The sequence below is a fragment of the Thermococcus chitonophagus genome (genome assembly GCF_002214605.1).
Lineage (GTDB): Archaea > Methanobacteriota_B > Thermococci > Thermococcales > Thermococcaceae > Pyrococcus > Pyrococcus chitonophagus.
The window spans coordinates 109489-132903 of record NZ_CP015193.1; the positions used below are offsets into that span (position 1 = coordinate 109489).

At 46.5% G+C, this 23415-nt stretch carries 32 protein-coding genes; 11 read left to right on the plus strand and 21 right to left on the minus strand.

Going from position 1 to position 23415, the window contains the following annotated elements; all coding sequences use genetic code 11:
* Nucleotides 1–2: 2 nt before the first annotated feature.
* From A3L04_RS00655 to A3L04_RS00665, 3 genes are read left to right on the plus strand one after another with little or no spacing between them, the layout of a single operon-like run.
* On the plus strand, nucleotides 3–608 hold the full coding sequence (locus A3L04_RS00655) for a DUF4405 domain-containing protein (RefSeq protein WP_068575777.1): 606 nt from the start codon (nucleotides 3–5) through the stop codon (nucleotides 606–608).
* Between the two features lie 50 nt (nucleotides 609–658).
* Entirely contained in the window at nucleotides 659–958 is a 300-nt protein-coding gene (locus A3L04_RS00660; protein ID WP_394326723.1) for an ArsR/SmtB family transcription factor, read from the plus strand.
* Between the two features lie 2 nt (nucleotides 959–960).
* Complete coding sequence (locus A3L04_RS00665) at nucleotides 961–1161, plus strand: hypothetical protein (protein WP_068575779.1); 201 nt, start codon at nucleotides 961–963, stop codon at nucleotides 1159–1161.
* A gap of 177 nt (nucleotides 1162–1338) precedes the next feature.
* Here A3L04_RS00665 and A3L04_RS00670 read toward each other — a convergent pair whose 3' ends face one another.
* From A3L04_RS00670 to A3L04_RS00710, 9 genes are all read right to left on the minus strand, one after another.
* Nucleotides 1339–2571: a 2,3-bisphosphoglycerate-independent phosphoglycerate mutase gene (locus A3L04_RS00670; RefSeq protein WP_231963876.1), complete on the minus strand. Its 1233-nt coding sequence runs from the start codon at nucleotides 2569–2571 to the stop codon at nucleotides 1339–1341.
* A gap of 246 nt (nucleotides 2572–2817) precedes the next feature.
* The gene (locus A3L04_RS00675) at nucleotides 2818–3717 is read right to left on the minus strand and encodes a DNA cytosine methyltransferase (RefSeq protein WP_068575783.1); all 900 of its coding nucleotides are present in this window, start codon (nucleotides 3715–3717) and stop codon (nucleotides 2818–2820) included.
* A complete protein-coding gene (locus A3L04_RS00680) occupies nucleotides 3714–4001 on the minus strand; it encodes a DNA-directed RNA polymerase subunit L (protein ID WP_068575785.1) in 288 nt (95 codons plus the stop codon). Before A3L04_RS00680 ends, A3L04_RS00675 begins: the two co-directional genes overlap by 4 nt.
* Nucleotides 3961–4620 carry a DUF2067 family protein gene (locus tag A3L04_RS00685; RefSeq protein WP_068575786.1) on the minus strand — a complete coding sequence of 220 codons (660 nt, stop codon included), beginning with the start codon at nucleotides 4618–4620 and terminating at the stop codon, nucleotides 3961–3963. Before A3L04_RS00685 ends, A3L04_RS00680 begins: the two co-directional genes overlap by 41 nt.
* Nucleotides 4617–5213 carry an exosome complex RNA-binding protein Csl4 gene (locus tag A3L04_RS00690; protein ID WP_068575788.1) on the minus strand — a complete coding sequence of 199 codons (597 nt, stop codon included), beginning with the start codon at nucleotides 5211–5213 and terminating at the stop codon, nucleotides 4617–4619. The genes A3L04_RS00685 and A3L04_RS00690 overlap by 4 nt, the downstream gene beginning before the upstream one ends.
* Nucleotides 5183–7747, minus strand: a complete 2565-nt coding sequence (locus A3L04_RS00695) for a DEAD/DEAH box helicase (protein ID WP_068575791.1) — start codon at nucleotides 7745–7747, stop codon at nucleotides 5183–5185. The genes A3L04_RS00690 and A3L04_RS00695 overlap by 31 nt, the downstream gene beginning before the upstream one ends.
* Before the next feature lie 8 nt (nucleotides 7748–7755).
* Nucleotides 7756–8223, minus strand: a complete 468-nt coding sequence (locus A3L04_RS00700) for an Lrp/AsnC family transcriptional regulator (RefSeq protein WP_068575793.1) — start codon at nucleotides 8221–8223, stop codon at nucleotides 7756–7758.
* A gap of 38 nt (nucleotides 8224–8261) precedes the next feature.
* On the minus strand, nucleotides 8262–8591 hold the full coding sequence (locus A3L04_RS00705; RefSeq protein ID WP_068575795.1) for a transcriptional regulator: 330 nt from the start codon (nucleotides 8589–8591) through the stop codon (nucleotides 8262–8264).
* A 67-nt stretch (nucleotides 8592–8658) separates the two neighbouring features.
* The gene (locus A3L04_RS00710; RefSeq protein WP_068575797.1) at nucleotides 8659–9024 is read right to left on the minus strand and encodes a cupin domain-containing protein; all 366 of its coding nucleotides are present in this window, start codon (nucleotides 9022–9024) and stop codon (nucleotides 8659–8661) included.
* A 96-nt stretch (nucleotides 9025–9120) separates the two neighbouring features.
* Between A3L04_RS00710 and A3L04_RS00715 the strand changes: the two genes are divergently transcribed.
* Entirely contained in the window at nucleotides 9121–10788 is a 1668-nt protein-coding gene (locus A3L04_RS00715) for a DUF4910 domain-containing protein (protein ID WP_068575799.1), read from the plus strand.
* On the opposite strand, the gene A3L04_RS00720 is transcribed toward A3L04_RS00715, so the two are convergent.
* From A3L04_RS00720 to ribD, 5 genes are all read right to left on the minus strand, one after another.
* Nucleotides 10775–11833: a glycosyltransferase gene (locus A3L04_RS00720; RefSeq protein WP_068575801.1), complete on the minus strand. Its 1059-nt coding sequence runs from the start codon at nucleotides 11831–11833 to the stop codon at nucleotides 10775–10777. The genes A3L04_RS00715 and A3L04_RS00720 overlap by 14 nt on opposite strands.
* Before the next feature lie 89 nt (nucleotides 11834–11922).
* Nucleotides 11923–12606, minus strand: a complete 684-nt coding sequence (locus tag A3L04_RS00725; RefSeq protein WP_068575803.1) for a fibrillarin-like rRNA/tRNA 2'-O-methyltransferase — start codon at nucleotides 12604–12606, stop codon at nucleotides 11923–11925.
* Between the two features lie 5 nt (nucleotides 12607–12611).
* Complete coding sequence (locus A3L04_RS00730; protein ID WP_068575805.1) at nucleotides 12612–13823, minus strand: C/D box methylation guide ribonucleoprotein complex aNOP56 subunit; 1212 nt, start codon at nucleotides 13821–13823, stop codon at nucleotides 12612–12614.
* 62 nt (nucleotides 13824–13885) lie between these two features.
* The gene (locus A3L04_RS00735; RefSeq protein ID WP_068575807.1) at nucleotides 13886–14437 is read right to left on the minus strand and encodes a riboflavin synthase; all 552 of its coding nucleotides are present in this window, start codon (nucleotides 14435–14437) and stop codon (nucleotides 13886–13888) included.
* On the minus strand, nucleotides 14418–15485 hold the full coding sequence (gene ribD / locus A3L04_RS00740) for a bifunctional diaminohydroxyphosphoribosylaminopyrimidine deaminase/5-amino-6-(5-phosphoribosylamino)uracil reductase RibD (RefSeq protein WP_068575809.1): 1068 nt from the start codon (nucleotides 15483–15485) through the stop codon (nucleotides 14418–14420). The genes A3L04_RS00735 and ribD overlap by 20 nt, the downstream gene beginning before the upstream one ends.
* 196 nt (nucleotides 15486–15681) lie before the next feature.
* Between ribD and A3L04_RS00745 the strand changes: the two genes are divergently transcribed.
* The 4 genes from A3L04_RS00745 (at nucleotide 15682) to A3L04_RS00760 (ending at nucleotide 17159) form a co-directional block, all read left to right on the plus strand.
* Nucleotides 15682–15924, plus strand: a complete 243-nt coding sequence (locus A3L04_RS00745; protein ID WP_068575811.1) for an AbrB/MazE/SpoVT family DNA-binding domain-containing protein — start codon at nucleotides 15682–15684, stop codon at nucleotides 15922–15924.
* A complete protein-coding gene (locus A3L04_RS00750) occupies nucleotides 15921–16286 on the plus strand; it encodes a type II toxin-antitoxin system VapC family toxin (RefSeq protein WP_068575813.1) in 366 nt (121 codons plus the stop codon). Before A3L04_RS00745 ends, A3L04_RS00750 begins: the two co-directional genes overlap by 4 nt.
* A gap of 244 nt (nucleotides 16287–16530) precedes the next feature.
* Nucleotides 16531–16773, plus strand: coding sequence for an AbrB/MazE/SpoVT family DNA-binding domain-containing protein (locus tag A3L04_RS00755; RefSeq protein WP_068575814.1), 243 nt, complete (start codon nucleotides 16531–16533; stop codon nucleotides 16771–16773).
* Nucleotides 16761–17159: a type II toxin-antitoxin system VapC family toxin gene (locus tag A3L04_RS00760; RefSeq protein ID WP_068575816.1), complete on the plus strand. Its 399-nt coding sequence runs from the start codon at nucleotides 16761–16763 to the stop codon at nucleotides 17157–17159. The genes A3L04_RS00755 and A3L04_RS00760 overlap by 13 nt, the downstream gene beginning before the upstream one ends.
* 75 nt (nucleotides 17160–17234) lie before the next feature.
* Here the strand turns inward: A3L04_RS00760 and A3L04_RS00765 are convergent, their stop codons facing one another.
* The 6 genes from A3L04_RS00765 to A3L04_RS00795 all read right to left on the minus strand — a co-directional run bounded on the left by A3L04_RS00765 (nucleotide 17235) and on the right by A3L04_RS00795 (nucleotide 21123).
* Entirely contained in the window at nucleotides 17235–17642 is a 408-nt protein-coding gene (locus A3L04_RS00765; RefSeq protein WP_157092387.1) for a hypothetical protein, read from the minus strand.
* A gap of 385 nt (nucleotides 17643–18027) precedes the next feature.
* Nucleotides 18028–18429: a hypothetical protein gene (locus A3L04_RS00775; RefSeq protein WP_068575822.1), complete on the minus strand. Its 402-nt coding sequence runs from the start codon at nucleotides 18427–18429 to the stop codon at nucleotides 18028–18030.
* A 76-nt stretch (nucleotides 18430–18505) separates the two neighbouring features.
* On the minus strand, nucleotides 18506–18793 hold the full coding sequence (locus tag A3L04_RS00780; RefSeq protein WP_068575823.1) for a hypothetical protein: 288 nt from the start codon (nucleotides 18791–18793) through the stop codon (nucleotides 18506–18508).
* Nucleotides 18790–19425: a hypothetical protein gene (locus A3L04_RS00785; RefSeq protein ID WP_068575824.1), complete on the minus strand. Its 636-nt coding sequence runs from the start codon at nucleotides 19423–19425 to the stop codon at nucleotides 18790–18792. The genes A3L04_RS00780 and A3L04_RS00785 overlap by 4 nt, the downstream gene beginning before the upstream one ends.
* Before the next feature lie 67 nt (nucleotides 19426–19492).
* Nucleotides 19493–19957 (minus strand): 6,7-dimethyl-8-ribityllumazine synthase, encoded by a 465-nt coding sequence (ribH, locus tag A3L04_RS00790; RefSeq protein WP_068575826.1) that lies wholly within the window; start codon nucleotides 19955–19957, stop codon nucleotides 19493–19495.
* Nucleotides 19957–21123 carry a bifunctional 3,4-dihydroxy-2-butanone-4-phosphate synthase/GTP cyclohydrolase II gene (locus tag A3L04_RS00795; RefSeq protein ID WP_068575828.1) on the minus strand — a complete coding sequence of 389 codons (1167 nt, stop codon included), beginning with the start codon at nucleotides 21121–21123 and terminating at the stop codon, nucleotides 19957–19959. The genes ribH and A3L04_RS00795 overlap by 1 nt, the downstream gene beginning before the upstream one ends.
* A gap of 127 nt (nucleotides 21124–21250) precedes the next feature.
* On the opposite strand from A3L04_RS00795, the gene A3L04_RS00800 reads away from it, so the two are divergent.
* Nucleotides 21251–21502 (plus strand): hypothetical protein, encoded by a 252-nt coding sequence (locus A3L04_RS00800; protein WP_068579407.1) that lies wholly within the window; start codon nucleotides 21251–21253, stop codon nucleotides 21500–21502.
* Here A3L04_RS00800 and A3L04_RS00805 read toward each other — a convergent pair.
* The gene (locus tag A3L04_RS00805) at nucleotides 21488–22486 is read right to left on the minus strand and encodes a pyridoxal-phosphate dependent enzyme (protein ID WP_068575830.1); all 999 of its coding nucleotides are present in this window, start codon (nucleotides 22484–22486) and stop codon (nucleotides 21488–21490) included. The genes A3L04_RS00800 and A3L04_RS00805 overlap by 15 nt on opposite strands.
* A 472-nt stretch (nucleotides 22487–22958) precedes the next feature.
* Here A3L04_RS00805 and A3L04_RS11100 point away from each other — a divergent pair, with 472 nt between their 5' ends.
* On the plus strand, nucleotides 22959–23105 hold the full coding sequence (locus tag A3L04_RS11100) for a hypothetical protein (protein ID WP_197658820.1): 147 nt from the start codon (nucleotides 22959–22961) through the stop codon (nucleotides 23103–23105).
* 19 nt (nucleotides 23106–23124) lie between these two features.
* On the plus strand, nucleotides 23125–23367 hold the full coding sequence (locus A3L04_RS11105; protein WP_197658822.1) for a hypothetical protein: 243 nt from the start codon (nucleotides 23125–23127) through the stop codon (nucleotides 23365–23367).
* Nucleotides 23368–23415: the final 48 nt, after the last annotated feature.

Sequence of the window (23415 nt, forward strand, 5' to 3'; positions counted from 1 at the left end):
TTATGAAAGCTTCTGCATTAATTAGAGGTATAATCGATCTTTTGCTCACCATAACGTTCATCATAATTGCAATCTCTGGAATAGCCCTTCATTTAGCCCCAAGCGGTAGAATTGCAGAATCCATAGGCTGGACTTTCCTAGGATTAAATAAGGACTCATGGGAAACCATACATACCTACCTTGGATTCGTGATGATAGGTTTAGTAGCCCTTCACCTGCTCATAGGATTCAACAGCATGATAACGATGCTCAGGATGGGCCTGAAAAAGTCAAAGATAAGGGGAATAGCTGGGATATTCCTATCCCTGATTGTGCTGTCCGCTGGATACATAGCCTTTGCCAACTATACAGCTGAAGAAAGCGAAGATACCTCAGAGTCATACGAGGAAGAAAGCCCGATAACGGGCCAAATGCTGAAGTACTATACCGTTCAAGAGCTCGCCGACTACTTCAACGTTTCAGTTGACGCATTAATAGAAAAGCTAAGGGAAAAGGGCATTGAGTGCACACCAGAAACTAAGCTTGCAGAGATAGAGTACGAATATGGACTCGACAGGGAAGAGCTGAAGGCAATGCTTGAAGAGATTATCAATGAACTTCGTGGATAAACCTTTTCTTCTTTTCCTAAAAAATAATAAGGAGGGCAGTATAGTGGGGAATGATAACCATGGTAAAAGCGGAGGAGCTAGTGACGATCGCGGATGCACTGGCAAACCCCGTCAGACTTAAAATTCTCAAGCTTCTCTGCGAGAAGGAGTGGTACGTTTATGAGCTAGCCAAGGTTCTCGGCATTTCTAGGCAACTCCTGTACCTCCACTTAAGGAAGCTTGAAAAAGCGGGATTAGTGGAGAGCGAGCTTAGGTTGGAAGAGGGAGATCCCAGAGCGAAGAAGTATTATAGGGCAAAGAAGTTTAGGATAGTTATAGATAATGAAACGATAAAAGGATTGGAGGTGTGAACATGCCTTGGGGAGGTTCAACTCCAAGTGGTTGGATTTCTGTAGCTATCGAGTTGATAATTCTCGTCATCTTGATATTCGCAGTTTATCAAGCTAATAAAACGTTAAACGAGCTTAAGCTTGAACTTAATAACCTCAAGAAAATGCTTGAAGACGTAAAGAAGGATACAGAGGAAACCAGAAAGAAGCTTGAGGAAGTCTAAATTCCCAATGATTACAGTAAAAACTGTAATAAAAATTACAGATCTATTTGCTACAGGTTGAACTGTAATTGATGCTCTTTCATCCAAACACCTACAATTGGCGAGGAATTGAACGCGGAATATCCTTTTTCCCAGGGCTAGAGTAAGTGGAGGTGAATATAAGAAGAAGCAAAAAGGTCAAGCCCCAAACTTCTCACTCCTGTTCATGAGATCCATCATTATGGGCACTATGTCGTGACCCCTTATCCTTCCAAGCCCTCCACGCATTGCCTCCCTTTCACCAAAGCTCTCCGTGTAGTCTGGCCTAACTCCTCCTCCCGCAATCAGGAGGGGCACCGGATCACCGCTGTGATTCTTAACCTCACATGGCGTTGAGTGGTCTCCAGTTATTGCTATAACGACCTCATCAAAGTTAACGTGGTCAACTATGTAACCTATCATCCTATCGGCCTTCTCTATCATCTCAGCCTTAAGCTTTGGATTGTTGTCGTGACCAGCTGCATCAGTAGGCTTGAAGTGGACGAACACGAAGTCATAGTCCTTCAACAGCTCTACAGCTTTCTTGGCCTTCGCCATCTCATTGGTGTTATACTCTCCTGTTGCACCCTCAGGAGTGTACACATCGAAGCCTATGGCCCTTGCAACTCCCTTCACTAACGCTACTGCAACAACTGCCCCAGCCTTAACCTTCCACTGCTCCGTGAACTTCATAGGAATATCGGGATAAGTTCCAGCTCCCCTAATCAGGAGGTAGTTTGCGACTGGCTTCCCTTCCTTCCTTCTCTTCTCGTTTATCGGGTGCTTCTCCAAGACCTCGTGAGCCTTCTTTACGAACTCCTCAAGGATTTCGGCAACCTTCCTGCTCTCCTCGTCTTCCCAGTCAAACTTGTGAGGAGGCTTTCCTTCAACGTGGGGATCGTTCTCTCCAACCTTGTAGCCCTTGGCCATTCCCTTTAAGACGAGGACGGCCCTGTGGCCTGTTGCACCCTTGAATATGAAGTCAACACCTATATCGACCTGCTCCTGAATAGCCTTGGCGAGCTCATGGGCCTCCTCAGTGCTAATCCTGCCTGCCCTCCTGTCAACTATTATGCCGTTCTCCATGGTCGCGAAGTTTACTCTGAAAGCGAGATCGTCTTCATCCAAGTCGAGGCCAACACCCAATGCCTCAAAGAAGCCCCTTCCCCTATACGTCTTGTAGGGATCGTAGCCGAAGATGCTCAAGTGGGCGGTATCACTTCCAGCCGGCTGGCCGGGCTTTATTGGATCCTGCTGGCCGAGAATTCCGATTTTAGCAAGTTTATCCATGTTTGGGGTGTTGGCGTATTCAAGGGGCGTTTTGCCGTTGAATTCCTTTATGGGCCTGTCCCCAAGGCCGTCTATAATTATAAGAATTCCCTTCCTCTGCACGTTTATCACCAAGGGTGGATGTAGCATCTAGCTTATTAACCCTTCGAAGTCCAGAACTATAATTATGATTATAATAACCGCGATTATAAAATTTGTGAACGAAAGAGGATTTTAAACTAGCCTTTGACCTAAGCGATATAGAAGAGCTGATGCGTGGGGGAAGAGAAAGTGTTTAACCGCAACTTCCCGCTGATTTTGACCTTAATATTCCTTTCAACGTTCGTAGTGGCAAACTCCTGCTATAGATTATAAGCTGAATTCCCGAAGAATGAATTCAGCTATAGCCTTCGCAAGGGGAGGAGGGACGGCCTCACCGATGCTGTCGAACTGAACCTTTCTCCCTCCCAGGAAAACGAAGTCATCGGAAAAGCCCATCAGCCTCGCCTGCTCCCTAACAGTTAACGGCCTGTCCTCGAAGGGATGAATGAACCTGCTGTTTCCCCTAACGGTTGGAGCGGGCTTGTAGGGATGGAGCCTCACCCAGTTCTGGAACCTTCCAAACCTCTGTGCAGCCTGGCCCCATCTCAGGTAGGGTATCTTCCTTCCAACCTTTCCCGGAGGGCTCCAGAGCTCGTTGTTTGGAGCATTTATGGGAACGTCCTTGAGAACGTCCCAAACTTTCCTAGGGCCCTTAACCTTCCTGGGCTTGAGCTCTATGTTTGATATAAATACTCTCCTCCTGATCTGGGGAACACCATAGTCTAAAGCATTTAGTACATTGAAGTAAACATCGTACCCAGCTTTCTCAAACTCCTTCCTTAAGTACTTCTCGACTTCCATAATCTGAGGAACGTTCTCCATGACGAAGACCTTAGGCTTTAGAACTTTAACGAACCTTATGAACTCCAAAACTAGCCTTCCAATGGGATCCCTGTACAACCTGTCCCCGGGCTCTTCCATTCTCCTCTGACTTATAGCAGTAAAGGGCTCGCATGGAGGCCCTCCAATTACAACGTCTACCTCCCCAAACTCCCTGGGATCTACCAGCTTTATATCCTGGGCTACAACTTTGACCCCAGGGAAGTTATAGGAGTAGGTCTTGGCCTTGGGCTTGAAGTTCTCTACCGCACCAACGATCTCGAACCCAGAAAGTTTAAAGCCGAGAGAAAAGCCCCCAGCTCCAGCAAATAAATCCAAAACTCTCATTTCTTTATCGCCTTTTCCCAAGCATCAAGGACTTCCTTGGCCCTCTCGAATATCTTCTTCGCCGCCTCCTCTAGGGCCTGCTCGGGGGTAACTTTCCCGTCAGTAACTACCCTGAATCTAGGCTTCCTCGCCATTGTTACTGGGTGCTCTATCGTGTAAGCCGTGAACTTGACGTGAGGATTCTCTCTGAGAGTCTCCACCAGCAAGTTGGCGAACGTGTGATCTTCACCTTCCAAGTAAAATTCAAGCAGGTTCTCCTCCTTCTTTATGACCTCTATCTTCATCATCCTCACCCTCAAGATACCTTAAGAGTTCCTCTAAGGCCTGCTCCTTGTTCTTTATTAGTTCGTATTTAAACTTATCCTCCTTGTACTCGGCCAACCTCAAATCGACGAGAAGGTCAAGGAGCTCTTCGGGGTCGATGTCGTAAACCACTGAGACCGGAGCAACTACCTCCCTGATCTGTCTCGTGGTCTGTAGGGCTATCTGGTTTACGACCTCGTTGAGCTTCTTCACGAGCTCGACGATCTCCCTCCAAGGCATTGAAGTCTTTATGTACTCATCCTTTACTTCGACCCTCTCTCCCATCAGCTCTAAAGCCCTTATCAGAATAGGAAGGGAAACGTTGGCACTAGCTTCCCTGAATATGTCATCCGGAGAGTACGTGAAGAGCCCCTGTCTGTCAGGATGGAGTCTCCCCCTAACCCTCTTGTGGGCCTCCCTAATGGCCCTTAGGGCCTCCCTTATCTCATCCTTGGTTCCCTGAACGTTAACCTTAAGGGAGTTTAGCTTGCCGTGGATGTAGACGAATGCAGAGAGATTTAATCTTTGAACCTCCTTCATGAACTCCTCTTTCTCGACGTCATCCCTCACGTGGATGACTATGACCTTCTTGGCCCTCATAGTTTCACCTTCCTGTAGAGTGTGGAAAGTTTTCTCGTCTCAACGTTCCCGCACTTCGGGCAGACGAGCTGGTTGCCCTTTCTAACTAGGGGAGTCCTGCACTTGGAGCAGAGAGCGTAGACAACCCCAAGGTCAGGATCCTTTGTCGTCAGCTGGATCGGGCTTTTCTCATCTGTTATAACTCTCGCCCTTACTATGTCTCCTATCTTAAACTCGTTTTTCAAATCCTCAACGAAGCCGTCCTTGACCTGAGAGATATGTATTCCGGCGAGCTTTGATGTGGCTATCTCTCTGTTGTCCCTGCCTTCAATCTTTATCATCCTCAGGAGAACGGCCTGCTGCTTAACATCTATAACCCTAGCGTACACTATGTCCCCCACTTTCGGGATTGGTGGTGTGGAGGATGCAGGCTTGAGGCTTATCTCTATCTTGTCCTTGTCTATCTTCACCCAGCCAGCCCTTGCCGAATAGAGGTTGCCATCCTCGACTATGACCCCATCCCCAGGAAGGTACTCCTCTATCACACCGAGGTAGTCCCCAGGAAGAACGAAATCCCCTTCCTTCACTGTCCTCCTCTTTTGCTCCTCATCCAACTTCCTCTCCCTCCCACCATTTTATCTCTACCACTAACTTTAAACCTTCTTCCCTCCTCAATCTCCCTCCTAATCACCGAAGCCTCATTGAAGGCATCTCTCGCATTGAAAACTCTCGCAATTCTTTCGATTGCTTCGAGTTTTCTTATTATCCCATCCAGCCACGTAAAGACATCCCCTGGGTAGACTATCAGACCGTAGATCTTCCTGAAGTACTCCGATATCTTTGAGGGCTCCCTGCCCTCAACCCTCAGATCCACGATCTTCCTAGCTATCCTCTCCATCGCGAATTCAGTGCAGTCCTGCTCTGGACAGTTGAAGAAGTCCTGATAAATCAAGAACAGCCTATCCGCCGCATTAGGACTTATCTCGGGAATTATCTTGTCGAGCTCCTCAAGGACGGCTGCAAATGAGCTGGAGAATAGGTTGGAGCTTATCCTGCCCCTCACCGCAGACTCTATCTCCCTCTGAAGAAAGCCGGGAAGGTAGACGTTCTCGAAAGGGAATAGCTTTATCGCGATGCCTAAAGGATCAATCTTTCTAAGGTTCTCCCTTATGAACTCCGCCTCACTTGGGAGGAGGAAGCTCATGCTTACGGCCCTTCCGTAGGGCGTAACCTCAACCCTCGAACCCCTAACCCGAACCATCTCCTTCTCCTCGAGCCTCTTAAGCACTTCAGAAGCGCTTTCGCTGGCCCCCAACATTAGTGAGTGAACTTCCTCTATGACCTTAAGGTTGTTGAAAACACAGGCGTGGGCCAGAACGTTATCTTCCTCAAGCTCCTCTCCCCACTCAACAAATACAGGCTCTATAGGAGAGGTGAGCAACTTTAATGCTACTTCATCTTCAGTACCTTCCATCTGAGCCGAATACTTTCTCCCGGGCTCTACTATTAAGTAAACTTTGCCCTTCTCATGGTACATAGGTCTTCCCGCTCGCCCAAGCATCTGGTGGAACTCCCTGACGGTAAGCCACTTGTTACCCATCGCGAGGCTTTCAAATATCACTTGACTCGCGGGAAAGTCAACCCCGGCCCCCAAGGCCGCGGTTGTAACGACAACATCTATCATCTGGGCCTGAAACTCCATCTCCGTTATCTTCCTCTGCTTGTAGGGCAACCCTGAGTGGTAGGGCTTAGCTTTTAATCCCTTGCCGGTTAGGAAAGAGGCCAGTTCATGACACCTCTTCCGTGAGAACGTGAAAACTATCGTCTGCCCTTTAAAGCCCTTCTCGCTCTTCCTCATCGCTTCAGCCTTGCACAGCTTTGCTATATACCTCCACTTCTCGCTCTCGTTCCTAGCTATTATTATGTGCCTCTCCAGATCGACGGGCCTCTCATCGTAAAGAACCAGCTTCATCCCCAGGGACTCTGCAAGCTCCTCGGGGTTTCCTATTGTAGCGGACAGCCCTATGAACTGGGCCTTTGGATAGAGCCTCCTGAGCCTCGCAATTAGACCATCCAAACGAGGCCCCCTCTCCTCGTCATCTATCATGTGAATCTCGTCTATAACAACGGTTCCAACGTTGCCTATCCTCTTTCCAGCCCTCAGGAGGTAGTCAATTCCCTCGTAGGTTCCCACTATTATATCCGCCTCAATCCCAGTATCAACAACCACAGGTTCCTCCTTTGTCTTTATCCTGCTCATTCCAACCCTTATCGCCACCCTAAGGCCAAGCTTGGAATACCTCCTCTTGAAGTCCTCGTACTTCTGGTTGGCCAGAGCAACTAAGGGAACCAAGAACAGCATCTTCTTGCCTTCAAGGGCCTTGGGAACTCCGGCCAGCTCACCTATGAGCGTTTTGCCGCTTGCCGTGGCTGAAACAACAAGGAGGTTTTCTCCCTCAAGGAGGCCCTTCTTTACCGCAAGAACTTGAACGGGCAGGAGTTCCCTTATGCCCTCAAGCTTTAGAACGTCCTTTAACTTCTCAGGAACGTTCAAGTCATCAATGCTCATCCTTTCAACTTTAATGTGCTTGGCCTTAAGCTCGTCCCACTTGGTAACCTCTGGATGCTTTGTCGGGTCAAATCTTGGATCGAAGGCGTAAAGTACTTTATCCAGATCCCTGAACTTCTCAAGAAGCTTTTTGGCCTGCTCAAACATCCCTATTGAGTTGAATCTCATTCTGAGTTCCGCCTTAAGCTCCTCCTCGGCGCAACGCTCGCAGATGTACTCATCCCTGTACTTTATCCTGTTGCCCTCTGTGAGGACTGTTATCTCCCCTCTTATTAAGCACAGCCTGCATAAACTTGCCTTCTCAACGTTCTTGTTCATGAGCTTCCTTTTGAAGTATTCTTCCCATTCCTGGGCATCCGCCAGGATTATCCTGGAACTCCTCAGCATCTTCTCAATCTCTTTAGGATTCCTGTACTGACTGCCCTCGAGGACCTTGAATAGCCTGTTGTCTCGCATTATTAGCCTTAAAACACGATCAGCCTTAACGTTCCTTATTTGAGATATCTTTTCCGGGGGATTTTCAATGACAAAAGCCTCAAGCTCACCCTTTTTCCTCCCCTTCCTTATTACGAACAGCATCTCACCACCTACTTTAAGATGACCCCACTCTCTTTAAAGTTCTCCAAGACTATTGAAACCCTCGTCCTTCTAGCGAGGTTTTTGAGGTAAGTTCTCCTTATGTCGCGTATAAAGCCATTCAAAGCTTCAACGTCCCTAAATGTGCCCCTAATTACAAGTTGAAACTCCCCAGTTTTTTTGTAGACATCAACTATGTTCCTCATCTTTAAAATTGGTCTTAGGAGGGATTCAAGTTCATGGGAATCTGGCTCTATAAGCTCAATTTCAATTACAGCAGTTATGAACTCGCCAAAGAAAGAAGGATCAATTATTGCGGAATATCCTTTTATTACACCAAGCTTCTCAAGCTTTTCAATCCTATTCTTTATGGCAGAGGGAGTTAGGCCAACTTTCTTTCCTAACTCGGTGAGGGTAGCCCTACCATTTTTTCTGAGCTCTCTCGCTATTATCTCGTCTATTTCATCTACACCAGGCATAGCTAAAACCCACTAAATTGGGCTTTAAAAAAGTTATCTCACTCCATAAATTCCCTCTCAAGTTCCTCTATTTTCTGTATTATACTTGACTTGATCCTCTGAAGTATTTCACCGGGTGGCACGGGAGTGTATATGTAGCCTAACCAGCCTCTCTGAATTAGCTCCCTTTTCAGGAGACCCTTTCTGTACAGATTCAGAACGTGCTCCCTAACGCTCCTCTCACTAATGCCTAGCTCCTTCTGGATTTCCCTTATTCTCATTCCTTTCCTCTTCTCAACAAGAAGCTTATATATCCTAATCTCATTCCTTTTCAGACCTATAATCCTCAGCAGGGACTCTAACTTTTCTATTGCATCCCTCGAATCCATTAGTTTCTCACCTACGAAATCCAACTTACATACACAGATACGTGTAAAGAATTAATAAAGGTTAAGGTCACTCAGCCCACTCATCCTCTGGGATAGCCTCCTTCTTAGCAGGAATTAGGCAGACAAACTCAAAAGTCTCAGAATCCTCATTCTTGTAGCCGTGAGGCTCGTTTGGAGGGATGTAGATGTAGCTTCCGGGAACGACCTTAAACCAATTCTTTCCATCCTTGGTTAAGTAGCCTTCGCCCTTCACGACGAAGATCTCGTGCTCCCAATCGTGCTGGTGAACAGGTATTTCACTTCCTTTCTTCATAACGAAGTACCTCATGGCAAAGTTCTTTGCCCCAACTTTAGGGCTTATAAGCCACCTTATCGTCACTCCTTCAAATCCCGTATCTTTTTCAGGAGTGTCCTTAACATGTCCAATGTACATACCTCTATCACCAGTGCATGCTTTCGGATGAATGTATTTAAATGCTTCGCAATTCTTTTCTATTATTTTGATAATAGTCTTAACATGGTGATGTACATGGAAAAATACATTGGGGACTTCAATGTGGAAAACGTGTTTAGGGATGTAGTCAACATAGCTAGATACCACAGAATACAAGGATCAAAGGGTATAGTGGACGCAGCTGAGTATGTTCTCAAGAGACTTGAGGAAGAGGGAGTCGAGGCGGAAATGCTAAAGGATGAGTACGATGGTGTAAGAGAGCACTTAACTTTGCCCTCGCCGATAGCATGGGATGTCATCTATGGGGAGCTTAAACTTAAGGACAAGACACTAACAACTAAAGATTCTCCACTGCTTGTGATGGCCCACTCCCCATCGGGGGAAGTGAAGGGCGAGGTTATCCCGATCCTGAGGGAGGAGGACTGGGAGAAGGCCGAGGGGAAGATAGTTCTCGTCGGCGAGAAGTGGAGGGATGCCTACGAGGAGGCCAATAAAGTCGGGGCAAAAGCTTTCATAGCCTACAGGAAGAGAACGGGAAGTGCATTTCCCTATATTGGTCTCTTCTTAACAAAGAAGGATCTTGAATGGGCCAAAATTCCCGCGGTTGCTGTTCCAGAAACGATCGCCAACGATTTGATAGAGAAAGCAAAGAAGGGAGGAGTAGAAGTAGAGATAAGGGTTGAAACCGAAATAAAGAACAGGGAAACACTACCAATAGTGTACGCTAAAGTCGGAGAGCCACCCTACCTAGTTTTCTCAGCCCACATATGCCATCCAAAGCCGGGAGCAAACGACAACGCGAGCGGAAGCGCGATGCTTATAGAGCTCGCAAGGATTCTGAACAAGGTGAAAAGTAGAGTTGGCTTTGCGTTCGTGTGGATCCCGGAGTACCACGGGACTCAGGCATTCATTCCCAAGGTTAAGGTGGAGGATTTCTACGCCAACATAAACCTAGATATGGTTGGCGGGAGCGAAGACAGAGCGAAGTCAACGATAATGCTTGTAAGATCACCACTCTCGAGATTTTCACTAGTCCCAGGAATCCTTGAGCTCTATCTTGATAAGTACAACTCTGGAGGAAAGAGCTTCTCAGGATCAACTCTACCTAAGATGAAGCTAAAGGCCTATCCATACGAAATGGGAAGTGATCATGATATATTCAACTTCTTTGGCATTCCTGGGACGATGCCAATAACATGGCCCGACAGCTACTACCACACCTCAGCTGACACACCAGAAAAGCTGAGCTTGGAGAGCCTGTCAATAATCGGAAGGGCAGTTCTATCTACCGCGGTGTTCATAGCTACTGCCGAAAAATCCAAATTAGAGAGGGTCGCAAGGGGCTACGCCATGAAGTACCTCGGAGAGCTCAGCATGCAGAGGAAAGTTGAGATTGCAGAATCGCTCGTTATGGATGGGCTCGCAAGGGATTCCGAATTCCTTGGGCTTAGCATGGGTAATAAAATAGAGGAAGAGGGATGGCTCGAGTGGAAGGAGAAGGGAATAATAAGCAACAAGAGGCTCATAAACATGAACGAGGATCTAGGAAGGAAGTTCAAGGAGATCATGGAAGAAGAGAGAATGTTAGTTGTCCACACGTACGAGTTCCTTATGCTGAGCGAAAAGCTCAGCGAGGAAAAAGTTTGGAAAGCTTTAAAGGATGAGTACGGAGAGGTAAAGGAGGAGAAAATCAGAAAAGCTGTTGAAATACTCAAGGAATTCAAGATTGTTAGCCCCAAGTGACGTGCCTGTTTACTATGTACCTCACTATGAAGGAGAATCCTATCCCTATTAGATTAGCGAGGAGGTAATGGAGACCTAGGAACACCAGAATCCAGTAGATTATGAACTGAACTATAGCTCCGGTAAGCGCTGCCATGTGGAACTTTAAAAGCCTTTCCCACAGCTTTTTTCCTTTTCTTACATCTTTGAACGTCCAGAGATCGTTCCATATGAAGTTGTTTATAATAGAAAGCTCGGTCGAAGGAATAACTGCGATCTCCTTACTAATGCCAAGGTGAACGAAGAGCCATAGAAAGAATTCGTTAACGAGGATCCCCGAGAGTCCAACGACGGAGAACTTGACGAGCCTGTCGATTTCACCCTCCCATTTCATTAGCCGGTAAACGTGCCTCAGATAATTGATCATCGTTTTGCCTCTAAGCTTGCTCTTCCCCGCCAGCCTAGTTCCAAAGGCAAAGGGAACCTCTACAACTCTTGAGTATTTTCCCTTGATCAGGATCTCCATGAGTATCTTAAAACCTACGGGGTTTAGCTCCACCCCCTCTACAACTTTCCGTTTGAGAGCGAAGAAACCACTAACGGGATCTTTTATATTCCTTATCTTCGGAAGGCCAACTCTGCCAATCATTATCGCGCTCTTAGAGATCATCTTACGATAGAAAGGCCAGTTCTCAACTCTCCCTCCTTTAACGTACCTGCTTGCTATGGCTATGTCAGCCCCCTCTTCTATTCTCTTCAAGAGCTCGGGAATAACCTCTGGAGGGTGCTGAAGGTCAGCGTCCATAACAACGAATACGTCCCCACTAGCATTTTCGAATCCCCTTATCACTGCAGAAGAGAGGCCTCTCTCATTTAATCTCCTAATGACTTTTACAGGGTATTTAGAAGAAAGTTCCTGGGCCTTTTCCCATGTTCTATCTGGGGAGTCATCATCAACTATTATTATCTCGTAATCATAACCTTCGAGGGCGTTATCGATCCTAGAAAACAGCTCCTCAAGGTTTTCCCTCTCATTATATGTAGGCACTATTATTGATACCTTCATTATTAGAGCCCCAAAAGGAATAGAGGGAAGAAAATTTAAGGCTTTCTGAACCCCTAGGAATTTTTCTAAAACTTAAAAATTCAAAAAGACTAGGGCTTCCTAACTACGAATAACGCATGATCCTTTTCGTAGGGCTCAAGGTTCAGCCTCTCAATGACTTCAAAGTACTCACCCAATTCCCTCTCAACTTCCCTGAACACCTGCTCCGGCTCCTTGGTAACGTCTATACTCCTGCTCTTAACAGCTATCATCCCATAGCCACCCCTCTTGAGGTAAGCCTCGGCGTTGTCTATGAGGATCTTGGCCTGCGTCGGCTGGGCAACGTCTTCAAAGATAACGTCAACCTTCGTAACCAAGGCCCTGTACTCTTCGGGTTTAGTTGCATCACCTAATATTGGAACTATGTTCCTCCTCTCCTCAACTATGGGAACGAGCTCTCTGAGAACCCTTGGGGAGAACTCAATTCCGTAGATTTTCCCTTCCCAGCCTATTATATCACTCACGTGAGATGCTGTGGTTCCACTAGCTATTCCAAGGTAAAGCACAGTCTTCCCGGGCTTTATCGGGAAGTTCTTAAGACCGTTCATTATCGCAGCACCAAGCTTTGAGCGGTGGGGGTTCCATATCCTGTACTCTTCTCCCTCCCACTTGATGACTCTCTCACCGTAGACCCTCTGTCCTGGGACCAGATTTTTAGTCGCTATCTTCTCGCTACCATCATCGTCAATGACAATGTAGACTCCAGGGAATTTGTGCTTCTTAACCTCAACCATTTAAATCACCTCCTCCTAGGTTTCTCTTTCTTCTTTTTCTTCTTCTTTTTCTTGTCCTTCCATGGCCTCTTGCCTTTTCTCTCCTCCTTCTTCCTCTTTGGCGGCTTCGGGTACTTCTCCTTGATCTCCCTTATCCTGGCCTCCAGTTCTTTCTTAAGCTCTTCAGCTATGTACTCACCTGAGAAGTAGTCAACTCTAGCTGCTATTGCCAGCTTTCCTGCTAAGGCTCTTGCTATCTTACCCCTCTGCCACCACGGAGAGCGGTTTATCGCCGGGTACTGATAGATGACACCGTGCTTTGGAGGCTTGGCTCCGGTCCTCAAGTGCCTGAACAGAGCTTTCTCAGCACCCAAGACTTGTATCGTTGAGGATGGCATCATTGCTAACTCTTTCAATCCGCCAGCCAAGCTTATCAGACGAGCAGCGAGCTTAGCACCAACCAATGCCTTGAGGTTGGGAGCAACGTCATCCATCGCCCTGTCGATGTAGTCCTCAAGCTCCCTCCTGAGCTTGTAGAGCCTGTCTATCTCCTCGGCAAAGTCCTGAACAACCTTTATGTCGGTCTCATCCATCCAGGCACCCATCGTCTTCTCCTTAGCCTCGAGAATCTTCTTTATCTTCTCCTCGCTTAGGCCGAGCTCCCTAAGCTTCTCCTCATCAACGTTGTCCCTGTGGCCTATCGTCTTCACGAAGGCAACATACTGCGGGTGCCTGGGCAGGATCTCATCTAGCTCAGGGAAGTGGAGCGAGTACCACTCCCTCAAGCGGGAAACGAGGAGGTTTATGACCTTGTCAATATCATCCAAAGCCTCGATGGCCTGAATGACCATCTTGTCCCTCGCACCGCTCTGCTCCTGAATTCTAAGCCTCGTCAAGTCAACGCCAATCCTGTAGTAGTCCTCGAACCAGTTCTCCCCCAGGAACTCCTCAGGGTTGCTCCTAAGCCTCTCACCTGCAAGGTTGGGAAACTCGGTTGTAGCATTGTAGCCGAGCTCCTTTGCCTTCCTGCTGAGCTCCGGGTGCTCAAAGACGAATTCGCTGTATCCTTTCTCCTTAAGCTCCTTCAAGAGAACCTCAAGATCCTCAACGAACTCTCCCTTAAGGAGCTTGTCAAGAACTCTCTCGGGCTTATCCGTGTAGTACCTCTTAGCTATGAGCTTGCCGTTTTCATCAAAGGCATAGATGCCTCGAACGTTTTCAGCTATGAACGCCTTCATCATCCTCACCAAATGGAGCTTTGGTTTATGGTATAAAAGACTTGAGATTGAAATAGAAAAGCTTAGCGGTTGAGAACTGCCCTAACGTATCGCGCAAGAATATCGATTTCGTAGTTGACTCTGTCTCCAGGACTCAAAAACTGGAGGTTTGTATTCTTGAGCGTGTGGGGGATTACCTGAACCCAAAACCTCGAGCTCTCCACCCTTGCAACGGTAAGTGAAACCCCGTTCAGGGCTATCGACCCCTTCTCGGCAACTCCCCACCTCTCCCTAGGAAGCTCAAAGGCCATCCAAACCGTGTTTCCTCTAGTTATGGAGGTTAGGAAGCGGAGCGTCCCATCAACGTGACCAGTTACGAAGTGCCCTCCAACTCTGTCCCCTAACTTTAGGGCCCTCTCCAAGTTCACGATTCTCGCCTCTCGGAGGTTAGTCCTAGCTAGAGTTTCCTCACCAACATCAAACACTGCCACTCTTCCGTTAAATTCACTCACGGTGAGGCACGCTCCATTAACGGCTATGCTTTCACTCGGCTCAACCCTAAAGGGAACTTCAACGTACAGCTTTCCACTGGAGTAGCGGGCCCCAGCAAAGGCCTCAACGATTCCCGTGAACATCTCCCGCACCCACCACTAGTACGTCTCCTCCAAGGACTTCAACGGACTCAACCCTAACCTTAAACGCCTCCCGTAAAGATTTGACATTTAAACACTCGAAGGGCTTTATCCCCCTTCCGAGGATCTTTGAACCGTAAAACAAGTATAACCTATCGGCAAAGGGTAGGAATTGACAGGCTATCTTGCCCCCTTCAATTAGAACGCTGTCAATCCCCATGCTCCCCAGGAACTCGAGAATTGCCTTGGGCTCGGTTATGTTGTAGGCCTCGGCTATTCCCTCGAACTCCTCAGGCCTCTCGGTAAAGAATATCACCCTGCCATCTTCAAACAGTTTGAACTTCCTTCCCCTCCTGACCTCTCGGGCAATCCTCGCGGAGCGATCGAGGATAACCTTAATTTTCTCAGGGCATCCTAGGAGCCGGCAGTTAAGGGAGGGATTGTCTTTAAGGACCGTGTTTGCTCCAACCATTATTGCCATGTGCTTCCTCCTGAGCTCCTGCACTTTCCTTCTTGCCTCTTCACCAGTTATCCACTTTGATTCGAACGTTTCTGTTGCTATGTATCCGTCGAGGGTTAGGGCGAGCTTTATAGAGACGAAGGGGATTCCCGTAGTTATGTATTTAATGAAGATTTCGTTAAGCTTTCTTGCTTCTTCTTCAAGGATGCCTACTTCAACTTCAATTCCAGCTTTTCTCAGCTTTTCAATACCCTTACCTGCCACTAGGGGATTCAGATCTTCCAGCGAAATAACAACCCTCTTTATACCCTCAGCTATTATCCTATCAGCGCAGGGTGGCTGCTTCCCCCAGTGAACGCAGGGTTCAAGGGTTACGTACATCGTAGCTCCTCTTACCGAGTGACCTCTCAGCTTTGCATTCTCTATCGCATTTACCTCCGCATGCTTACCCCCATAGTACTCGTGCCACCCGACGCCGATTATTCTTCCGTCCTTAACTATAACCGCCCCAACCATGGGATTTGGGTTTACTTTCCCCTCTCCCTTTCTGGCAAGTTCAAGGGCGAGCCTCATGAAGTGCTCGTCATTCATGTTGCAGAATTAGAACCAATGCTTATAATTATATGTTCCTAATATGAGACAAATGTAACTCTAACACTGAAAGCCTAAACAGGAAGAAAAGTGAAATCCCATAGACCCCCTTAACCGTGGCAGTCTTTGCTTAATTAGCCGAGTTCAGTACGATTTTACCAAAAGATATTTATTTTCCAAAATTTCAATAACTACCATGAAAGTTGAAATTGTTAAAGTAGACAAAAATGGAAGGATCTACCTCCCAGCATCTCTCAGAAAGAAATTTGGAAATGGGCCTTTCTACATTGTGGAGAGAGATAATGAAATAGTCCTAATACCCATTCGCAAAAAAATCGAGAAGTACTATGGAATATTCAGGGGAAAGAACTTAAGTGCAGAAGAGATGGATAAGATAATTGAAGAAGAAACAGAAAAGCTCCTGAGGGAGGAACTGTGAAGGTTTACGTTGACGTGAACGTGATCTACTATTTTCTCACTGCCAACAAGGAGTTTGGAGAACGCGCAAAGAGTCTGATTGAGAAATACAGCGGGAAGATGATTACCTCAGCTCTCACAGTATGGCAACTCTACATCCTGTTTAGGAAACAGGGGACAAAATTAAGTCTCGTCAACATTCTTTCTGAGTTGGGTATTGAAATAGCCCCACTAACCGCAGATATCCTGAGAAACGCCGAAAAATGCAAAAAGCTTGATTTCGATGATGCCATCCACTACGCCACAATGAAAGCGCAAGGAATAACGACAATCCTATCGAATGATAGAGATTTTGATGAGGTGGATGTGAGGAGGATCTTTTAAGTCGTATCCGTTTCCGCTACCTGTTGCAGTGCAAGAGGTGCGGTTGGCCTTGTACTCCTATCCACATGCTACCAGCCACCTCAGACGGGAAGTAAGGCCGAACGGAACGACCACACAAACAACAAAAGACACCAACCAGAGAACAGCCTTTACGCTTGAATTACCGCCTCCTCTCGTCTTTCTCTGTCGCTTTATCAGAAGGTTTTTATGCCATGTTGGTAAGACTATTCTGGGTGATTGTAAGATGGTAACTGTTAAAGTTTCCTCGAAGGGTCAGATAGTCATACCAAAGGTCATCCGCGAGAAGCTTGGGATTAGGGAAGGGGACGAGCTCGAAATCCTTGACTTTGGAAACGAGATAGTGATAGTTCCAATAAAAAGGAACATTAACCTCAAGGGAATATTAAAGCTTGAAAAACCTGTGAAAGAAATTATGGAGGAGGTAAGGAAGGAAGAAGAACTGGAGGCTAAAAAATGGAGAGAGTAGTGCTTGACAGTTACGCCATACTAACTTACCTCCTCAACGAAAAGGGTGCAGAGCGCGTTGAGGAACTGCTAAATAAAGCTAGAAATGGAGAAGTAAAGGTTTACATGAACGTTGTGAATCTAGGCGAGGTCTACTACATCATAGCACGCAGAAAAGGTGTGGATGTTGCTGACTTCATCATAGCCAACCTGCTGAAAAGTCCAATCCTATTCATCCCCGCGGATGAGCGCCTCTCTCTAATTGCTGGCAGAATAAAAGCCTTCCACAAACTAAGCTATGCAGATGGCTTCGCAGCCGCAACAGCAATAGACCTCAATGCGACACTTTTAACCGGGGATGAAGAATTCAAGAACATTGCGGGTAAAGTCAAAATCGAATGGCTCTAAGCCTTCCCAACTCCAAGCATCTTAATGCTCTTGTCAATATGCCTTACTACAGCTTTCGCCAGTGACGAATTATCCTTAGCAGTTTCGATGAGGATATTTTATTGAAGTTCTGCCTTCAATGAGCATATTCAAAGCAAAATCGACAAATTCCTTCGCACTTATTCTGTACATCCGGCCTTTATCGAAAATCCAAGCCAGGGACTTGCCTTCCCTGACGAGTACCGCGTGAACGTTCGGATCAAAGGCCCCGAAGTCCATATCCACGTAGAGTTTGACTTCTGCCCGCGTTCTCCTTACCCAGTCAGGAAGCTCTCCGATGGGCTTTAGAATATTTTCAGGAACCATCCTGCCGTCCCCTGCAGGCGTTTTAACCCCTAGCCCTCCGATGAATTTCTCAAACTCATTCTCTCTTCCGAGCGCGTATAAGATTCCAGCTATGAATCCAGTGACCTTTAACGGGCAGGTAATATTTAAGGACATCATCGAAGTCAAAGAGTATCTCTGTCCACTCCAAGAGCTCGTCCACGCTTTTGGCGGTCGAATAAGGACTGTCCACGTAGAAGTACCAGTAAAAACCCAGGTTAGTGCTGTGCCTAACCATCATGCTTCTCACCATGTGCTGAGCCCATATCTCGCTATCGTCTTCACCCATTGTATCTGGGGGTATAAAGCTCGCAGGGGAGTGAACGTTTTTAAAATTTTTTCTACATCACGTATCCCCCTTATGAGGTCCCCCTTAATGCCCTCTACGTACTCTTCAACCTCTACCTGGACAGCTACTCCCTTGTCCGGAGACCCAATTTCAAGGATTTTGCCATGTTTACGGCACAGGACAAACTTTATGGGGTCAAAGGTGCCGAAGAAGAGTTTAAGGGGGGCCCTCCGGAAAAAACACCTCCTCTATAGATATGTTCTTGGTAACGGGGTTGTTCCTGATGGAGTTTATTTCTACTGGGAGACTCATGAGTTCTGTAACTGCATGCTTTCCTCCCCTTGCGTAAACAATCGAAAGTGCTACGTCCTCGAAAAAGTCAATTAAGTTCCCACAAGCAGGTGCTATCAGCTCTTTACCATTCACTGCTAACCCATACTTAACGCTGTGTTCAAATGCTCTCATGACAATGCCTTTGAGGAGCTCGTTAAAATCTTCTTCATCCTCCTCTTCAATGGATTCAGTGTAGGTTCCCACGGTGTCTGAGAGGGACGATAAAACAGCTTCCTTCAGGTAATCTTTAGTTGGGAGTGTGCACCAGAGGTGAACTCTTGTCATTATGTACCACCTTTATTAGACAGAACATCTAAAGCATAAAAAGGGTAAAGAGTATGGGAACCAACTCAGCGGGACTTTACCAAGTATGTCGTAAGAACCTTGTAGCTTTTGTATCCTGTTCTCTCTGTAAGATTACCCTAACCCCACCAATTTCTGTATCTACCTCCAGTACAAGTTTACCTTTCCTAGGATCTGTTTTGCTACAGTTGACTTCACCTTCGAGTATTGCCTTTTTAATGACATCTGCAAGCCACTTTCCAGTTACACTCTTCGGGAAGACTGTTGCATCTGGTTCTCCGTAGTAAACTTTCCCTTCATAATGTCTCCTAATAATATGTCTTAAATCACTCTCAAGAAGTTTCACTTTCCCCGGAGGCCAGTATCCACATGGTGCATCTCTTCCTTTGAATTTTGGTAGATTTCTAGCTCTCTGTATAACTCTTCAGCGAATTCCTTTGCCTTGTTAGCGTCCCATCCATTGAGCCACGCTTGTGCTAGGAGTTTACCATATTCCTTCGGGCTGAATAAGTCTTCGACAGCCTTGACTTCATCCCTAGTTATTCTTATAACCAGATTTACAATGACGACTTCCTTTTTGAGTCCCCACCATTTCTCTCTTACGTAACCATAGCCAATCTCCGCTTCACTTCCCCAGATGTTAGTTTTGGTCACCTGAACAAGGTTTCCCTGCTTATCGGGAATTTCGCTTATAAACCCCTCAATGAACTCCGCCACTGGCTTTCCGTATAGATATCTAGCGAGTGTCGCGATTATTGTGGCTATGGTGCCGATTATTACTACCCAACCAACGCCCGGAATGAAAATTGTGAGAACTCTTCCAACTACTGCCCCGACATTCTGTGGCTGAACCTCTCTGCTCTTATCTGGGATCCTACTAACGAGATCTGCAGTAGCTGTGGCATAGCTGGCCGTTAAACCCAACACTAAAAGCACAACGAATATGGAAGCGGCATGCTTCCACTTTACTGGTACCACCAGATACGGATAATATTTCCACCTATAGTAATTTTATCGATGTACAATAGAGAGGATAGCAATGTAGTCAGGAGACATATAATTTTTTAACTAAATTCACCATCTCCAGCGTCGTTAGTGCGTACTCAAAACCCCTGTTGACCTTAACTCCTGCCCTGCCTATTGCCTGTAGCTCGTCCTCAGCAGTCACTACACCAAACACCACAGGAACTCCCGTGTCAAGAGAAATCTGGGAGAGAGCCTTCGCAACTTGAGAAGAGACAAGCTCATAATGCCTCGTTTCCCCTCTTATCACGACTCCCAAGGCAAGAACCCCATCAACTCCCTTCTCAATAAGTTTTTTCACTGCCAAAGGGATTTCAAAGGCCCCAGGAACCCTAACAACCTTCACCTCCTCAACTCCGTGCCTCCTGAAGCAATCCAATGCCCCCCTAAGCAGTTCCTCCGTAAGGAGGTCGTTGAACCTTGAAACAACTATGCCAAGCTTAAGTCCCTCCCCTTTGAATTCGCCCTCAAATTCTTCAACCTTCATCAGGGCACCCCCGGAATCCTGTGGCCAAGCTTCTCAACCTTAACCTTCAGGTAGAACCTATTGTGCTCGGTAACCTCTCCGGGCAATGGAATTACCTCAACAATTTCAATGCCGAGTTCTTTTAACTCCCCAACCTTCCTGGGATTGTTCGTGAGCAGTCTAATCCTTTCAACGCCTAGTGCTTTAAGCATCTGGAACGCAACTTCATAGCTCCTCTCATCCTCCGAGAAGCCGAGGGTCTTGTTAGCTTCAACCGTGTCGTAACCCAGATCTTGGAGTTCGTACGCTTTGATCTTCTCCGTAAGGTCTATTCCCCTTCCCTCCTGATCCAGATACAGCAAAATTCCTCCTTCCTGGGAAATCATCCTTAGTGAATTAATCAGCTGACTGCCACAGTCGCAACGGAGCGAGGCCAAAGTGTCCCCGGTGAGGCACTTCGAGTGAACCCTAACGAGGGGAGCCTCACCATAAGGCTTTTTGATAATAGCGACGTGCTCCTTAAAGTCCAGCTCGTTCCTGAAGCTTATGATCTCAAACTCCCCAAACCTCGTTGGCAGTTTTGCCCTGCCATAGATTTGAACGAGCTGTCTCCTCCTTACAAATTCCTTCCAGACATCCTTTACCGTTAGAATTGGGATGTCATGCTGCTCAGCGAAACTCACCGCATACTCTAGATCGTGCGAGTTGCCTTCCTCGTTTAGAACCTCAATTATCAACGCGTACCTTCTAAAACCCAGCATCTCCATGAGCTCTAGTGAGGCCTCAGTGTGGCCCTTTCTCCTGTTGAACCCTACGGATCCTAATAAAGGGAGGTGACCTGGATACCTAAAGCTTTCCACGCTTAAACCCTCGGCTATCTTCCTCGCAGTCAGTGCCCTCTCCTCCGCGGTAATTCCAGTTTTGGTGTCCTTATAGTCAACTGGAATCAGGAAGTTTGTTTCACCGCCCTTCGAGGGGAGCCTGAAGAAGCCTCTCTTCAGGGCTTTATCCATGTCCATGGCCAGACACAAAAGTCCCTTCGCGGAGAGCATGAAGTTAACCACGTTTTTATTTGCAAGCTCGGCCGGGTAAACTAGATCGGCCTCCCCTTCCCTATCTTCCTCTATTAGGAGTACTGGCTTCCCTTTGAGGATGCTCTCTTCAATTGTGTCTAAATTGATAGACATCAAGTTCCAAAATGTTGATAATTTTTTATAGATTTTGTTCCATAAAAAGAACAAAAATCCGAGGAATAATTCCTAGGGATCAAAAATGTTAAGGCTAACAATTCCTCAACCAATCAAAGGGGTTATCATGTCGTTGAAGGGTGCAGAAAGTGGTGTTGTCGCGGGAGTGCTGGGCACGGTGCTATTGGGGGCAATAATTTCCGTCCTGGCCCTTCCCGTCTCGGCCCTAACAAAGCTGGGCTACATAATCTATGATATGGGCATCGTGGGTCTGTCCTTTGCCCTTTTGAGTGAGGCCATAGGAGAAGAAAAATCAGAAATCATGAGGGTAGGATTTGCGATAGCGGGAGTGATAGCCCTCTTACTATTGAAGATTTAACAGCCTAAGCATGTCCTCGCCGTAGTGGAATATCCCCGGCATTCCACCCGTGTGTATGAAGAGAATTCTCTCGCCTAGCTCTCCTTTTCTTGCGAGATCCATTAACCCATAGAATGCTTTACCTGTGTACACTGGGTCGAGGAGAATTCCCTCCTTAGTTCCAACGAGTCTTATCAGCTCCGCAACCTCCCTCACGATCTTGCCATAGGCGCCAAAGCTGTAATCATGAATCCTGGGCTCCTTAAGCTCTACACTCACGCCTAAAAGCTTTGCAGTTTCTTTAGCTAAGTCAACTACCTTTTGTGTCATCTTCTCACCGAATATTCCAACTGCCATGCCAACTGGATCTACTTCAAGCTTCGTCAACTCAAGACCCAGGAGTATTCCAGCTAAAGTGCCGCCACTTCCCACTGCATCAACTATGGTGTCAAACTTCAAGCCTAATGACATCATCTGAGTTGATAGCTCGCCTATCATCCTGACGTAGCCCAGGGTTCCAACCGGAGATGCTCCACCTATTGGGATTATATAGGGTCTTTTGCCCTGCTCCTCAAGCTCTTTAGCTACTTCTTCGGCATATGGAATCAAATCAGGAGTTTTCTCAACGTCATAAACCCTCGTCTCTATTCCCATCAGCTTGTCTAAGAGATAGTTACCCTTTATGGTCTCTTTTCCTCTCAACACTAAGACGACGTCAAGTCCAAGTTTCTTAGCTGCCAAAGCCGTTACGAATGCATGATTCGAGTGGACAGCACCCATAGTTATTATTGTGTCTGCACCCTTAGCTAGTGCATCTCCCAGGAGGAACTCAAGCTTCCTCACCTTGTTTCCTCCTATCCCTAGGCCCGTGAGATCGTCCCTCTTCACGTAGACCTCAACACCCAGCATTTCACTTATCTTGGGAAGGTACTGGATTGGAGTTTCCCAGGGAATTAATTCAACCCGAGGAAACTTCGCAAGAAGTGCCCTAATCTTTGGGTGCATAAGCATCACCACGTTTAGATACTTGTCTGATTATTTAAAGGTTTTGAAGTAACTTTCTAAAGTTGATAAAGAACACTTCGCAGACCAAGAAGAGGAACTTGAAAAATTAAAACTTGCAATGCTCAGTGGACAGAATGTTATAATATACTCCCCCCGTCGATATGGAAAGAGCTCCTCGTAAACATTGCACTAGAAGAACTTAAAGGCAAAATTTACCCAATTAAAATTTGATTGTTATGGAATACTCACAAAGAGAGAACTAGCAGAGAAAATTAGCTCTGCCACAATCTCCTCATGGAAGGGAAGACTAGAAGAGATCATCAAAAGACTATTCAAAACTATAAAGCCAAAAATTATAATCGGCGATAAGATCGAAATTCAATTCTCCACTGAAAAGGAAGATGTTGCATTTGAGGAGGCCCTAAAGCTACCTGAAAGGATACACGAATTGGTAAACAAGAGAGTCGTGGTTGTGTTCGATGAATTTCAAGAAGTTGCAAATCTTGGCAAAGATGTACTCCCCAAAATGAGAGCAGAATTTCAAAAACACAAAGGTGTCACCTACGTTTTTGGGGAGCAAGATGGGTATGATGAAGCAAATATTCCATTCTCCGAGTAGCCCTTTTTATAACTTCGGAATGCACATCACTTTAAAGAGGATTCCCAGGGATGAATTCGCTAAATTTATCCGAAAGAAGTTCGGAGAGAGTGGACTAGGCGTTGAGGGAGAAGTTATTGAGGGGATACTGAACATCACAAAGGGCCATCCATACTATACTCAAATGCTCTGCCAGAAGCTGTGGCTCAATCCAGTAATCCAAGGAAAAAAGGAGGTTAGCAGGAAAGATCTAGAAATAACACTTGATGAAGCTTTAAACTGAGCATCTGAGCTATTTGAAGAAATTTGGGACTCATTAACTCCAAATCAG